This is a genomic window from Neptunomonas antarctica (assembly GCF_001305295.1).
Lineage (GTDB): Bacteria > Pseudomonadota > Gammaproteobacteria > Pseudomonadales > Balneatricaceae > Neptunomonas > Neptunomonas antarctica.
This window is the reverse complement of record NZ_LJSI01000035.1, coordinates 1-14,256: the sequence shown is the minus strand read 5'-3', so window position 1 is coordinate 14,256 and position 14,256 is coordinate 1. Positions and strand designations below refer to the sequence as shown.

11 protein-coding genes are annotated in these 14,256 nt (G+C 43.9%); 6 read left to right on the top strand and 5 right to left on the bottom strand.

Annotation, left to right across the window (positions count from 1 at the left end):
• Positions 1-5: 5 nt before the first annotated feature.
• Positions 6-1,313 carry a DEAD/DEAH box helicase gene (locus Nant_RS07855; protein WP_054341096.1) on the bottom strand — a complete coding sequence of 436 codons (1,308 nt, stop codon included), beginning with the start codon at positions 1,311-1,313 and terminating at the stop codon, positions 6-8.
• A gap of 186 nt (positions 1,314-1,499) precedes the next feature.
• Positions 1,500-2,156 (bottom strand): 2OG-Fe(II) oxygenase, encoded by a 657-nt coding sequence (locus tag Nant_RS07850; RefSeq protein ID WP_238377092.1) that lies wholly within the window; start codon positions 2,154-2,156, stop codon positions 1,500-1,502.
• A gap of 77 nt (positions 2,157-2,233) precedes the next feature.
• Between Nant_RS07850 and Nant_RS07845 the strand changes: the two genes are divergently transcribed.
• A complete protein-coding gene (locus Nant_RS07845; RefSeq protein WP_054341095.1) occupies positions 2,234-2,752 on the top strand; it encodes an NlpC/P60 family protein in 519 nt (172 codons plus the stop codon).
• 258 nt (positions 2,753-3,010) lie between these two features.
• On the opposite strand, the gene Nant_RS07840 is transcribed toward Nant_RS07845, so the two are convergent.
• On the bottom strand, positions 3,011-3,310 hold the full coding sequence (locus Nant_RS07840) for a hypothetical protein (protein WP_054341094.1): 300 nt from the start codon (positions 3,308-3,310) through the stop codon (positions 3,011-3,013).
• Between the two features lie 169 nt (positions 3,311-3,479).
• Between Nant_RS07840 and Nant_RS07835 the strand changes: the two genes are divergently transcribed.
• Both Nant_RS07835 and Nant_RS07830 read left to right on the top strand, forming a co-directional pair.
• Positions 3,480-4,442, top strand: coding sequence for an ABC transporter substrate-binding protein (locus Nant_RS07835; protein WP_054341093.1), 963 nt, complete (start codon positions 3,480-3,482; stop codon positions 4,440-4,442).
• Positions 4,439-7,246, top strand: coding sequence for an EAL domain-containing protein (locus Nant_RS07830; protein WP_054341092.1), 2,808 nt, complete (start codon positions 4,439-4,441; stop codon positions 7,244-7,246). The genes Nant_RS07835 and Nant_RS07830 overlap by 4 nt, the downstream gene beginning before the upstream one ends.
• A gap of 126 nt (positions 7,247-7,372) precedes the next feature.
• On the opposite strand, the gene Nant_RS07825 is transcribed toward Nant_RS07830, so the two are convergent.
• The gene (locus Nant_RS07825) at positions 7,373-8,722 is read right to left on the bottom strand and encodes a DUF1329 domain-containing protein (RefSeq protein ID WP_054341091.1); all 1,350 of its coding nucleotides are present in this window, start codon (positions 8,720-8,722) and stop codon (positions 7,373-7,375) included.
• A 28-nt stretch (positions 8,723-8,750) separates the two neighbouring features.
• The gene (locus tag Nant_RS07820; RefSeq protein ID WP_054341090.1) at positions 8,751-10,529 is read right to left on the bottom strand and encodes a DUF1302 domain-containing protein; all 1,779 of its coding nucleotides are present in this window, start codon (positions 10,527-10,529) and stop codon (positions 8,751-8,753) included.
• Between the two features lie 326 nt (positions 10,530-10,855).
• On the opposite strand from Nant_RS07820, the gene Nant_RS07815 reads away from it, so the two are divergent.
• From Nant_RS07815 to Nant_RS07805, 3 genes are all read left to right on the top strand, one after another.
• Positions 10,856-11,917, top strand: coding sequence for an AraC family transcriptional regulator (locus Nant_RS07815; protein WP_054341089.1), 1,062 nt, complete (start codon positions 10,856-10,858; stop codon positions 11,915-11,917).
• 192 nt (positions 11,918-12,109) lie between these two features.
• On the top strand, positions 12,110-13,873 hold the full coding sequence (locus Nant_RS07810; RefSeq protein WP_054341088.1) for an acyl-CoA dehydrogenase family protein: 1,764 nt from the start codon (positions 12,110-12,112) through the stop codon (positions 13,871-13,873).
• Between the two features lie 13 nt (positions 13,874-13,886).
• The coding region (locus Nant_RS07805; RefSeq protein WP_156298823.1) for an NAD(P)/FAD-dependent oxidoreductase at positions 13,887-14,256 on the top strand (370 nt) is incomplete at its 3' end.

Here is a 14,256-nt window from a genome sequence, read left to right as displayed (position 1 = left end):
GCGTTCTACTTTCTTTTTACCGGCGCAAACCCATCTACAATCACTCGGTTTTTAGGCTCGCTTGGGCGCGCTCCTTGCTTTTTCTTGGTCTTGAGTTTGTTGTCGGTCGCTTTTTTATCAATCTTTTTCTTTTTAGTTCCGGCGGCTTTGCCTGAGGCTTTTAATTTTTTAGGGCCGGCATAACTACCTTCAAGACCTTTAATGACGCGTATTTCAAACTGTGTTTTAAGGTAGCGTTCGATACTGGACATTAAATTCCATTCTGTCGGACCGACCAATGAAATTGCTACCCCTTGTTCGCCTGCACGACCTGTTCTGCCTACGCGATGGGTATGATCGTCGCCACTGCGGGACATTTCAACATTAATGACCAGGTCAATCCCTTTAACATCAATACCCCTGGCAACGACATCGGTTGCTACCAGTACATTGATTTTTCCGCTGGCAAGAAGCCCCATCGCATGGGTGCGTTGTTCTTGCGTCAAATCACCATGGATGACACCCGCGCGGATATCATTATATCTCAAATAGCCGTTTAAGCGGTTGGCGTTAATTTTTGTGTTTGTAAAAACAATCGCTTTTTCAAAGGTGTCATTTTTCAATAACGAGACCAGCTGCTTATCTTTCAGTGCAACATCATTGGCGAGAACGATTTGTTGACGTATGTTTGAATGTACTTCCCGGTGGCTATTTAGCTTTACCGATATAGGATCTTTCATCGATGCAGTGATGACCGAACGCATATTTGCATGCGCTAGCGTCGCCGAAAATAGCATGGTTTGACGGTTTTCAGGACAGGTGTTGATGATGCGTTCAACATCTTCATGGAATCCCATATCCAGCATGCGGTCTGCTTCATCCAGAATCAGAAACTCAATTTCATCGAGGCACAGTGTGCGCTTATCTAAATGGTCGATCATGCGTCCTGGCGTGGCGATCAGTATTTCAGGATTTTTTCTGAGTCGCGCGGCTTGTGGTTTGAAGGTTTCTCCACCACATACAGTATCGGTTTTAAGAAAAGTAAATTGCGCCAGAGCATCGATATGTTTGGCCAGTTGCTGTGCTAATTCTCTTGTAGGCGTGAGAATCAGGACGCGTGCTCCACTTTGTGGTGCGGGTGAGTCCAACATGGCATGCAATACGGGCAAAGCAAAGGCGGCGGTTTTACCGCTCCCTGTTTCTGCTGTAACCAATACGTCTTTGCCTGCCATCGCGAGAGGTATCGCCGCTTTCTGGACGTCAGTTGGGGTCGTGAAGGATAGTGCGTCGAGTGCTTTTAGCAAACGCGTATCAAGGGAGAAGTCTGTGAACACCGTGTGCTACTCTCTGAAAATTCTTAGTCAGAGTGCATCCTACCAGAAATGCGCTATGTAGGAGAGAGGAAAAGTAAAAACGGTACACCAATAAGTTTGCTATTTCAGCGATAGTGGTTAAGAACCGTATCGCCGCCCGCGCATTCAAGTAAACCAGCATACAGTGTGCTTACCGCTTTCGATAAGCTAAGACGCAGGATCCACTCGATATGCGGAGGAGTTGTTGATTCGAAACCAGCCGGCAATACTGTATCGATCTTTAAATACTTTGCTGACTTCGTGGGGGAACTCATCACTTAGAAAAATAACCAGCGTTCCTGCATCGGGCTTAATATGACGGATAATCTGATTGTCTAAATTATATACAACAAGATCGCCACCATCTGTTTCATCCCAGTTCTCATTCAGATAAAAGACGGTTGTCAGTACGCGGTTTGTTTGTCCTTTAAAAGCATCCAGATGCTTTTTATAAAATGCGCCGGGAGGGTAGTGAGCAAAATTAGCCTCATAATCAAAGAGTCCCATAAAGAGTCGTTTGTTCATGGCTTTACGTAATGTTTCCATCTCCCCTAAATAGGCTGATTCCGTAATGTTGGATGGATCCATCCAACGTATTTTATCTGTTCTTATTGTGTTGTTTAAGTGATGTTTTTTTTCCCGGCCTATACCTGCCGGCTGGAATTGTGTGACGTGCGCCGCGGCAATCGTTAATAGATGGCGGACTAATTCGGCAGATAATGCACTTTTTAATACAATAAAGCCGTGTTGTGATAATTCTTTAGCGACTAAGTCCAGCGTTTCTTCTGTTAATGTAGGTCTATACTGCAAAGGTGTAGTACACAAAACAGCGAACTTCCGTAATGAGGGGAGAATGACACGAAGAATAGTTGAATTAATCTTACTGTCGTTAGTAATAAATTATGAAAATACAAAATATATGCGAAAACGCTAACCTGTTTTTCTATCGCTCGCTTTCTATCGTCATTGTGAGTGGATTGTTGTCAGGGTGTGTAAGTAACCAGCCCTATCATAACCCACTGGTTGATAGAGCTTATGTGCCAGTGAAAAATCAGCTACAGGCACATTATTCTAAATGGAATGGCACGCCTTATAAGTTTGGCGGGGCGTCTCGTCAAGGTGTAGATTGCTCCGCTTTTGTCTTGATGACTTATCGTGATCTATTTAATGTAAATTTGCCCAGAACAACTAAAGCACAAGCCCGCTCAGGCCCGGAAATACCGCGCCAATCAGTGCGTCCAGGTGATCTTGTCCTTTTTAAAACCAGTATGTTTAATCGTCACGTAGGTATCTATGTGGGGAGTGAGCAGTTTATACATGTATCTAGTAGCAAAGGCGTGACTCAGTCCCGATTGGACAACTCGTATTGGTCTGCAAAATACTGGAAAGCGGTAAGACCCAGTAATTTGTTATTACAGTGACAATTGATCAAAAAAACAACAGTTGTATGGAACGTGTTTCCTGTGACGGCTGGGATGAATCGTTAAGAGGTTATCCACAGCTTTACACTGCCTTTATTCAGGGAATTTGTCGATAAGTTATACAGAGGTAATGCATTAAGTGATCTTTCCTGAGGATGCAGAGATAGAGAGGGAGCAGAGAAAAAGAGGAGAGGTTGAATAAGCCCCTGGATGCTAAACATAAGCCTTTAGGGTGCCGCCCCTCCTCCTGAATAGGGGTTACTGCGTTTCAGATAATTTTTTATCCACTTTAGTGGCCATTTTTTTAGTGTCCGTTACTTCTGATGTTTCTTTTGCTGAGTCTTTCAATGAAGCTTGTGGCTTCGTCCGACAGTGACTTTTTACATTTGCGCCATCAGAGCGCTGATATCCTGTAACCCAATAGCATGAATCATTTTGACCGCAGGCAGCATCCGGTTGTCCTTTACAAACTGAAGCAGCCATCGATTGTGACGAACCCAAAAGCGTAAAAGTGATGATCAGGGTACGCATAAAGCGGTGCGAGACTAATTTAGTCATGGTATTTCTCCAAATTTATTATATGTTTGCGATATCCTTCCGCTTTAACATTAAAAGATAAATTAAATGAACCTAAGTTGAATCGATACTCCTTATTTCTAAGACATTCCAAAATGTGGCTTGTATATTTGCTGCTACACTAGAATGTAATTGATGAATGGATCTATTTATGTTTTTGAGATTAACAAGACCACTTCTGTTTCTCTTTTTAGTTATTTTCCCATTGTTTTCGTGTACCCATGAACAAACAGGTACGTTAAAAGTAGGTACTAATGTGTGGCCGGGTTATGAGCCTCTTTACTTGGCTCGTTCGTCCGGATTCTTGGATTTGGGTAGAATTAAAATGGTTGAGTTTAATTCAGCCAGTGAAGTACTTAGTGCTTTTCGTAATCATTCAGTGGATGTAGCTGCGTTGACTCTGGACGAGACAATCTCATTAATTGCGGATAGGCCGGATACTCGTATTATTTTGGGAACTGATTTTTCAGCAGGTGGTGATGTTGTTGTCGCACAGACTGACATTAAAAGTATTCAACAATTGAAAGGGAAGAAAGTGGGTGTGGAAAGCACGGCGTTAGGTGCTTACGTACTTTCTCGGGTATTGGAGCTTAACCACTTAACTACCCATGATATCCAGATTGTTTTTATGGAAGTTAACCAGCATACGAATGCCTTTATTCAACATGAGGTGGACGCGGTAGTGACTTTTGATCCGGTCAAAACTCAGTTAGTAAAGCATGGGGGGAATATCATCTTTTCCAGTCAGCAAATCCCTGGCGAAATTATTGATGTATTGGTTACTCGTGAGGATGTGATTAATAAAAAACATCCGCAGCTTAAGATGTTAGTCAATGGTTGGTTTGAAAGCCTTGATTTGATTACTCAGAAAAGAGCGGATGCGTTGCAGAAAATGGCCCCACGGTTAAGCATTTCTGTGTCTGAACTGGACAGTGCGCTGGGTGGTTTAAAGTTACTGGATAGGGCAGATAATCAGCAGCTATTAAGTGGAAAGCAGGCAACGATTATAAGTACCGCGAATAAAACTCAACAAACCATGATTTCAAACGGATTAGTGGCTCAGCCTGTTTTCGGGATAGAACACATTAACAGCCAGTTTGTTGATAAGAAATGATTTTATTTACTCGTATTTCATTACAACGCAGCATTTTATTGCTCATCATGACTCTATCGTGCGTCTTGGTCTCATTTAATTATTTTGTACTGCGCCCTCAGTTTGAGTCGATCATGCTGGAGCATTCCCGTCTTGATATTATTTCAACAATGAATCGATTGCAGGGAAGTATCGAGTATATGCTCAGAAACGATGATGTGGATGGTATGAAGCGCGAGGTAGCAGCTAACAGCGTAAAGGAAGAGGTTATGCACCTGATTGTATTTGATGATCAATTGAGAGCAGTGGCTTCGTCGCAACTGGCTGATCAAGGACGACATTATTCAGAACTCACGTTACATGCAGCAAAAAATATGATGGAGGATGTATTAGTAAAGAGGACGCGAAAACTTTATGAAAGTCGGAGTGTTGAGAACTCTCTTTATGGAATTGCCCCGATACATATTCTTGGCAGTGAAGGGATAAGAGATTCCCGTTGGGGCTTGTTGGTTATTGAAGTCGATCTTAGTGTGCGGCAGTCGGAACTACTTAGTGAAATGGATTGGTTTTTTTGGCAAGCCACATTTTTACTAGCATTAATGGGAGGATTATTTTGGTTGGGTTTTCAAAAATCGGTTAACCGACGCCTTGCCATTATTATTACTGCCGCGCAAAGAATAGCAGAGGGTGAGTTTCATACACGGCTCTCTTTTACCGGTAAGGATGAATTATCTGAAATTGCTGGCGCGATGGACTTCATGGCAGGGAAGATTGAAGAAGATCATAAAGAGCTTGTGAGCCGCCATAAGGAATTAGACAGTATTCTCAGAAATATCCCGTCGATGGTTTATATTAAAGATGTAAATGGCCAATATTTAATGGTCAATGATCGCTTTAAAGCAGCTTTTCCCTCGGTTGAACTCGCTACTAATCAAACGGTTTTTAATATATTGCCTTGTGATGAAGCTGAAAAGTTTACCCGATATGATGCAGAGGTGCTGGAAACGGGCGAAGCACTGAGTAAGCGGGTGTCATTTACTTATCATAATGAAATACGTCACCTGTTTATGGTGAAATTTCCTCTTTATGACACTGATAAACTTGCTTATGCGATCTGCACGATGGCAACTGATTTGTCGGAACAGGAGCAAACTGAAAATCTTCTTAATATATCGAAAAGCATTTTTGAAAACGCGGTCGACACTATTGTTATTATGGACGAAGAGCGTCGTATTATTGATGTCAATCAGTCATTTGAGAATGTTACCGGGTACAGTAAAAAAGAGGTTGTCGGTAAAGGTTCTGATTTCATTACGTTATGTGAAACGAACACAGAGACTTATCAGGAGATGTGGCTGTCATTATTTGATAAGGGGCATTGGATAGGAGAGATTATCAATCACAGGAAGAATGGTGAAGAATATTTTGAGCGCCTTTCTATCAACTCAATTAATAATCGAGATGGTGAAATAACCGGATACATCGGCATTTCTCAAGATATCACCCAGGAAAAAGAGGCTCGTCAGAACCTGGCAAGGTTGGCATTCAGGGATTCATTAACTGGGTTGCACAATCGCGAGTCTTTTAAAAATCATCTGATAGATGCCGCCGAGTATACTGAAAGGTATGGTAAATCTTTTGGTGTGTTATTTATTGATCTTGATTTTTTCAAGGAAGTGAATGACTCCCAAGGGCATGATTTTGGTGATCTTCTGCTGAAAATGGTTGCTGATAGGCTAGTGCAAGGCACGCGTGCTATGGATGTCGTGAGTCGCTTAGGTGGTGATGAATTTACTATTTTGATGCCGGGTAACGTGAGCGATGCTGGGTTGGCTGCATCGGCTTGTCAGATTGTTAAAAAATTAAGTGAGCCTTATTGCATTGAAGGTGCCGACCTTGTAATTGGCTGCAGTATAGGGATTGCTGTTTTTCCGAGGGATGGCAGCGATATTGATTTATTACTCAAGCATGCCGATGCCGCTATGTATCATGCGAAAGAACTGGGCCGTGGGCGCTTTTCATTTTTTAATTTTAGTATTAACGAAAAAAACCAGCGATTGATTGCCGTAAAAAATGCGCTGCGTTCAGCCATTGATAATGCAGAGTACCGGCTTGTCTATCAACCGAAAGTAGATCCACATAAAGGTGTCATTACGGGTTATGAAGCACTGTTGCGCTGGGATAGTAAAGGATTGGGTATGGTTTCACCTGCGGAGTTTATTCCTATTGCAGAGGAGTCAACGGAGATAGAAAACATCACAGATTGGGTTATTAAGTGTGTAACAAAGGATAAGCAGCAATCAGTCAAGCTCAGGCACGCCAATGTTGCGATTAATATTTCTGCAAAACAGTTTAAAAGTGATAGCTGGGTTAATACCCTGCGCGACATGGATGGTAACGGTCAGTTGAATGTAGCTTTAATAACAGTTGAAGTTACTGAAACGGCACTGATTGACTCTTTTGAAAACACACTGGTTCAGCTTTCGGCTTTACGCCACCTGGGTGCAACGATTGCTATTGATGATTTTGGTATCGGATATTCTTCATTAAGTTACTTGAAAAAAATGCCGATTGATTATGTAAAAATTGATCGTAGTTTTGTACAGGATATTGTTAACGACCCTGATGATCAGGCGATTGTTCAAACGGTAATTACTATGTCTCATGCTTTGGATATTAAGGTTATTGCCGAAGGTGCGGAGTCTGTAGAGCAGGTGACTTTTTTGAAATCCAGAGGATGCGATGAAATTCAGGGTTACTTTTACGCTAAACCGTTAGAGCTATCACAAGTTGATGATTTCAATTTGGCTGCCAGTAAAACATAAAGTATTACCAGCGGAGGGCGGTGAGAGTATGGCCCTTTTTTTCAAGGATGTTGTAACGCAGTTAACTCCTAGACAGTGATAGCGAAACGAAAAGCCCTGACATTGTCAGGGCTTTTAACTTACTTTTTATTTACCCATGCGGCGTATTGCCTGAGGTGTGAAATCGTTATGTTTAAAGCGCTTAGTGAAGTCAAAACCGATACCTTCTTCATTGGTCAGGCTTCCCGCTAAATAACGACCTGATTGAAGGTCATACAGCATTTCAGCAGCGGTCCATGGAACATTAGCGTCTCTATATTGCAGCTCATGCTGTTCTCCTACGCGCCAGAGTTCGCCACGGCCATCATAATGATCTACAACAGCTGCTTGCCACGTATCTTCATCAATATAAAAAGTACGTTTAGCATAAATATGGCGTGAGCCTTCTTTTAAAGAGGCTTCCACTTTCCATACGCGGTGTAGTTCGTAACGTGTGAGTTCCGGGTTTAAATGACCTGCTTGTAAAATATCCTCATACTTCAAGCCTCTGTCCGCTAGTTTAAAGCTGTTATAAGGAATATAGAGTTCCTGTTTGCCGACCAGATTCCAGTTGTAGCGATCTGGTGCACCATTAAACATATCAAGGTTATCGGTGGTGCGTTGGCCATCTGTCGCTGTACCCGGTGCATCATAGGCAATTTGCGGTGCGCGCCGTACACGGCGTTGCCCTGCATTGTAAGTCCAGGCCTGACGCGGTTGAGTAATCTGGTTCATGGTTTCGTGAACCAGAAGTACGTTACCGGTTAAACGTGCAGGCGCTTCAACTTTTTGTACGAAATAAAACAAAATGTTGTTATCCGATTTTGGATCGTAAGCCTCTGACAGATAAGTAGGCCATGCCATTTTTTCATTAATCTTTACTGCCGTGAAAGCCCCGTTGGACTGTACCGGCACTTGTACAAAATCGCGTTCCAGAGAACCACCGCGATAGCGGGTCATGTGGTTCCAAATCACTTCCAGTCCATCATTTGGAATGGGGAAAGGAACCACTTCGGTAAAGCCGGAAATGCCATTTCCTTCGTCTTTCAATTCTGCGTTGGTTGCGTTTGTCGCAATCGCGCTATACATTTTTTGTGGCAAGGCTGCTGAGCGATGCGTTGGATACACATTCATTTTAAATGTGTCAGCATACTTTGATAGCATCGCTAACTGGCCTGGTGTTAGCTGATCTTTATATTGATCAGCGTTTTTTGCCGTGATGGTGAACAGCGGTTGTTCTCCGGCATACGGGTCAGTATAACGATCAGCCGATGTGCTTAAACCACCGCTCCAGGCTGGAATAGTACCTGCGGAGTTACCCGCCTTTTCAGCGCCGATCGGTGTCAAATCCTGACCTAACCGAGCGGCTTCTTCAACTGAAACACCGGCATGAACGATACTGCTGATTGAAAATGCCAGTGCCGATGTTATCAGCAGTGTTTTTGGATTTATTGTCATGTTATTGCTCCATGTTCACGCTGATTAATTAGAAAGCGATAGAGGTACTTAACGAGATGAAATCACGGTCTTGAAGCTCGTTATAGTCACCGCCGAAGAAGTTGGTATAAGACACCTGAGCTGAGTAACGTTCGAGATAGTCAGCTTGTAAGCTGAGATTTATAGACTTTTGGCCTTCGTTAAAGGCGGCACCGGGTTGTGGACCATAACCACTAATGCCGTGCTTAAAGCTGACTTGAGGTGTTAAATTTACACCAGAAAATGCGTTCGGGTAACTCAGTAAAGCTCTGGCAACGTAGCCGACAGAGTTTTGTGTAACGAAACCGTCATCATCTGCCGTGGTGTAGCCAAACACGCCGCTACGGCCATATTTTAAGGCAGTAGTGCCTTCATCGAAATCGTGGATGTGTGTCCACCCCAGTTCACCTATCAGAGCCAGACGGCTAGCGCCCATCACATGATTAACGGTTTTAATCAGGGTAGTCTGCGCCTGGGTAACATCAAAAGAATTATACCCTTGAATATCTTCACCGAGCGCTGCAGAACTAACTCTGTCGTTAGCCGGATTTCCTGTTTGAGTACCGAGCGTTAGCATAGATGCAACCAGCATAGGTCCGTTCAGCTGAATCGGAACGTCACGTTTATGGCTGACTTCACCCGACCAGGCGAGTTCGCCAATATTGGTATTCCAGCTGACGCCCAGCATTTTTATATCTTCCGGGTATTCAACGAAATACTCAGAATTAAAAGGGTTACCATCGGGCGTTTTTACACCACTGATAATGGGCAGCCGGCTATGATATTTGGCAAAGAAAAGACCAAATTCAGTGTTATTAAGGTCTTCAGCTAAGTAGCGTAAGGCAAAACCAAACTGCCCTCCATCCTTCGCATCACGTTTACCGTTCGCATTTCGCTGCACAACATAGGGGGTACTATTATAATAAGTACTGTCTGCGATGCCATTGAGTGCTCCTTGGTTTACGCGAATACCATTACAGCCTTCGGCGGCAAAATCATTTGCCGAAAAGTAAGTACCGCAGCCATCTTCAACCGTAGGCTCCCAACTGAGCTGATAAAAAGCTTCCAGGCTGAGGTTGTCGGTTACGCCCAGAGAAGCAAATGCCATATTAACCGGTAATAACCCTTCTTTTATTTCTGAACCCGGTCGACGAAACGCGCTGACATCAAACGGATTAATCACGTTGATGCCACCTTGTATAAAGGTGCTTTCACCCCAGTTGACCACCTGACGACCTAAGCGGACATCAAGAGGCATATTGCCTAAATCAAAGTATCCATAGACATAGGCATCAAGAATTTCTGCGCCGGAAAATTTGGCATAGTCGTTAAAACTATCATCGTTTAGTGTTGCATCGGCGGCATAGCTGTTTTCGGTATGGCCGTGGGATCGCTTACCATTTTTCAGTTCGAAATCAGCCCAGTACTTACCCCGGACGAAAGCGCCAAAGTTTTCATAAGTGAGCCTGAGTTCATGGGTGCCTTTAAAAATTTTAGAAAAAGCTTCACCCTGCTCAAAGTTCTGGTTGCCGTCGTCAAAACTCCCTGAACCTGCCCCTGTCCCGCCGTTGGGTTCCGAGATCAAGTTTGAATCAGCGTCCTTAAGACGCCAGCTGGCTCCTACTGAAAGTTGTGAGTCAAAGCGTCCTTCAACTTCTCCTAATTGGAATTCAACACCATAAGCCTGTCCTGCGATGGTGGCCGCTAATAATGCGGGTAGAAGTTGACGTTTAAGTCTTTGTGGGAGTAGCTGAGTACTTTTAGGTACTCCGTTGGTTTCTATTACCATTTCGTTCACCTTGCATTGTTATTGTTTTAGCGGCGGCTTAGTTATGCTAAATCTTATATATTAGTATAGAAGTCATTTATTGAAATATGAGCACTAAATACTGTGTAATTAAAATTTTTTTCAAGCTAACTTGTTGAACTTAAAAAATCATTACAACAGTATTGTTTGCAGATGAATCATCTACACTGTCACTCATTACAACAATAACAATTCACGCCAGATTGACTGACAAAAGAGGGCGCAGATAAACTTAGTAGTTTATCTTTTGTCTGGAAACAGTGACAAAAATGATAATAATAAGCGGATAGAATCCGTAGGGGGGTATCATGGAGCGTAAAATCACCGTGCCAAATGGCTATGTAAAACATCTACTTAGGCATGCAGAATCACAGGGTTATCAGGTTAAAAGTCTGCTTGAGCATGTGGGTATTAGCGCCGATGAAATTGAAGGTCAAATCGAATTGCCCGCACATAAATTCTGGCAACTTTATCAGCGTATTATCTGGATAACGCAGGATGAATCGTTTGGTATGATTAGCAGCGGCAAGGTGCCTAATGGTACTTTTCGGATGATGTGCCACGCTATTTTGCACTGTAAAACACTGGAGCGCGTGATGTGGCGATGCAGTGATTTTTATGAGATTTGCAGAGGATCAAGCATCAAGCCGGTGCTGTTACGTCGCGGTCGTTATGCCAAAATATCCTTTGCTCCGACTCAAGAACTCAATGATGAGCAGTTTAAGGCGTTACTGGAAAACGAGCCTGCAGATAGTATTCGTACCTCATTGTCGGTGTGGCAGCACTTTACCAGCTGGCTAATCGGAACGCGGTTGGAGCTTAAAGCCGCCTACTTTACGTTTCCAGAACCCGAAGACGCCGATTATTATCGAACCTTGTTTCGCTCTGAGATAAGGTTTAATCAGCATGATAATGCGTTGGTTTTTCCGGCGCGCTATCTGGATTACCCTGTAATACAGACTGAAGATACCATGAAGGGCTTCCTGAAGACGGCACCGTTTCAATTACATGTGATGGTGGATGACGATAAAAGTCTGAAATCTCAAGTGATGGCGATTATTGGTAAAGACTTTAGCCGGGATCTGCCCAGCGCAGATGAGGTTGCTCATGTGTTGCATATGTCGGTTTCCACATTACGCCGCCGCTTACTTGAAGAAGGTACGTCTTACCAGAAAATTAAGGATGATTGTCGTAAAGAAGGTGCCATCAATTATATGAATTCACCACAGTTATCCATCAATGATGTCGCAGGTTTGATGGGCTTTGATGAACCCTCCGCATTTTTCCGTTCATTCAAAAAATGGACGCATATGACACCCGGTGAATACCGTAAGAGTGACGTTTATTGTCATCAATTTGATAGAAAATAGAAGGTGTGTATATCGTTATTTTTGGTTGATTTTTTGACTGTATTGACTGGGTTTATAATGCCGCTGACCCATATTGTTAAAACAATAGGGCGTAATTGTCATTGTTGATTATTAGTATCTGAGTAATCATTTCAGCATTCAAAAAGAACAATAAAAGCTCGGTAAAATAAACAGGGCGCAGGAGTGATTATTATGAGCGACTACCATTTTCCCCGTCAGGATGCCCAATTTGTACTGGATCATGTCGTTGAATTCTCCCGGGTATGTGAAAATCTCGGTCAAGACGAGTTAAATTCTGGTCTGATCGATGCCATTTTGAATGAAGCCGCCAGGCTGGGAAGTGAAATTCTTGCACCATTAAACCAAATTGGTAATCAGTCAGGTGCAGTCATCACCGATGCAGGGGTACAGGAAACCGCCGGTTTTAAAGAGGCTTATCAGCAGTTTGTCGACAGTGGTTGGCCTTCGCTGGCGGGTGATCCTGAACTTGGCGGTCAAGGCTTGCCGCGCACCTTATCCACTGCCGTCATGGAAATATGGCAGTCTGCTAATATGGCATTTTCGTTATGCCCATTACTTACGCAGGGCGCTGTAGAAGCACTGACTGAGCATGCTTCTCCTCAATTGAAAAAGACCTATCTGGAAAAAATGATCAGCGGTGAATGGACTGCCACCATGAACCTGACTGAGTCTGATGCAGGCACTGATTTGGCGGCGATAAAATCGCGGGCTATACCTGAAGAAAGCCATTACCGAATTTTTGGGCAAAAGATTTTCATTACCTGGGGCGATCATCAGATGACTGATAATATCGTTCATCTTGTTTTGGCGCGCTTACCGGATGCGCCCATCGGCGTTAAAGGTATTTCATTATTTATAGTGCCTAAGTTTTTAGTTAATTCAGAGGGGCTCTTAGGCGAGCGTAATGATGTCAGCGCCGTTTCACTTGAGCATAAAATGGGTATTCATGGCAGCCCTACCTGCGTCATGAGCTATGGCGATAATGGTGGTGCAATCGGGTATCTGGTCGGTGAACCACATACCGGTTTGGCGTGCATGTTTACGATGATGAACGATGCGCGTCAGGGTGTGGGTTTACAGGGATTGGCGATTTCTGAACGGGCTTATCAACAAGCGTTATCTTATGCCAAAGACCGTATACAGGGTACGCAGCGTGACGGCAGCCGCATTGCCATTATTAAGCATCCTGATGTACGCCGCATGCTGATGCTAATGAAATCAGGTACTGAAGCTATGCGTGTTTTAACCTATGTTGCTGCAGCAGAAAGTGACAGGTTGAAAGCCGCTGAAGGAGACCAAATAGCTCATCATCAGGCGCGACTTAATTTATACACACCTATCGTAAAAGGCTGGATGACCGAGCTGGCGCAAGAGTTAACTTCGTTAGGCGTGCAAGTGCATGGCGGAATGGGGTTTATAGAAGAGACCGGTGCTGCGCAGCATTATTGTGATGCGCGTATTCTGCCTATTTATGAAGGAACCACCGGTATTCAGGGGCTTGATCTGGTTGGACGTAAAATTCTGACGGATAAAGGTGCCGCACTGATTAGCTTGCTTGATGAGATGGCTGTTGACTTGAATAGGCTACGTGTTAGTAATGAACTGCAAGTTGCGTTAAAAAGTGCGCAGGACGCTGAACAGCAGGTGCGTGATGGCGTAAACTGGTTACTTAATCATGCTGACGAAGCGTCGGCCGTGGGTGTTAACCTGATGATGTCTTTAGGATATTTATGCGGCGGTTGGCTGATGCTTAAAAGCGCGGCCAAGGCACTGGACTTAAGTTTGAAACCAAATGCAGATCAGACATTTTTAACCGCCAAGCAAGTCAGTGCGCGCTTCTATTGCGAACACTTCTTGCCACGTGTAGCGATGCACTTGCATGCAATGACAGCCGGAAGTGCAGCGATTATGGCACTTGATGAAGAACAGTTCTGAGGAGAATGACAAAATGTCAGAACGCGAATCGATGGAATTTGATGTTGTTATCGTAGGGGCAGGCCCAGCAGGATTATCCGCTGCCTGTCGCCTGATGCAGATGGCAAACGAGCAAGAACAAGAACTGACCGTGTGTGTGGTAGAGAAAGGCTCAGAAGTGGGCGCGCATATTCTTTCCGGCGCCGTGGTGGAATCGCGTGCCCTGGATGAGCTGTTTCCTGACTGGAAAGAGCGCGGTGCGCCGCTGGATACGCCGGTCACCGACGATGAGCTTTACCTGTTAAAGAACAGTGAAAAAGCCACTAAGCTGCCGAATGCGTTTATTCCTAAAACTATGCATAACCACGGCAACTATATTGTCAGCGTGGCTAACCTGAGCCGCT

What these genes read in the sequence shown, in the direction of transcription:
- Nant_RS07845 (WP_054341095.1), top strand. Translation starts at nt 2,234, where the DNA reads ATGAAAATACAAAATATATGCGAAAACGCTAACCTGTTTTTCTATCGC.
- Nant_RS07825 (WP_054341091.1), bottom strand. Translation starts at nt 8,722, where the DNA reads ATGACAATAAATCCAAAAACACTGCTGATAACATCGGCACTGGCATTT.
- Nant_RS07840 (WP_054341094.1), bottom strand. Translation starts at nt 3,310, where the DNA reads ATGACTAAATTAGTCTCGCACCGCTTTATGCGTACCCTGATCATCACT.
- Nant_RS07815 (WP_054341089.1), top strand. Translation starts at nt 10,856, where the DNA reads ATGGAGCGTAAAATCACCGTGCCAAATGGCTATGTAAAACATCTACTT.
- Nant_RS07810 (WP_054341088.1), top strand. Translation starts at nt 12,110, where the DNA reads ATGAGCGACTACCATTTTCCCCGTCAGGATGCCCAATTTGTACTGGAT.
- Nant_RS07820 (WP_054341090.1), bottom strand. Translation starts at nt 10,529, where the DNA reads ATGGTAATAGAAACCAACGGAGTACCTAAAAGTACTCAGCTACTCCCA.
- Nant_RS07835 (WP_054341093.1), top strand. Translation starts at nt 3,480, where the DNA reads ATGTTTTTGAGATTAACAAGACCACTTCTGTTTCTCTTTTTAGTTATT.
- Nant_RS07830 (WP_054341092.1), top strand. Translation starts at nt 4,439, where the DNA reads ATGATTTTATTTACTCGTATTTCATTACAACGCAGCATTTTATTGCTC.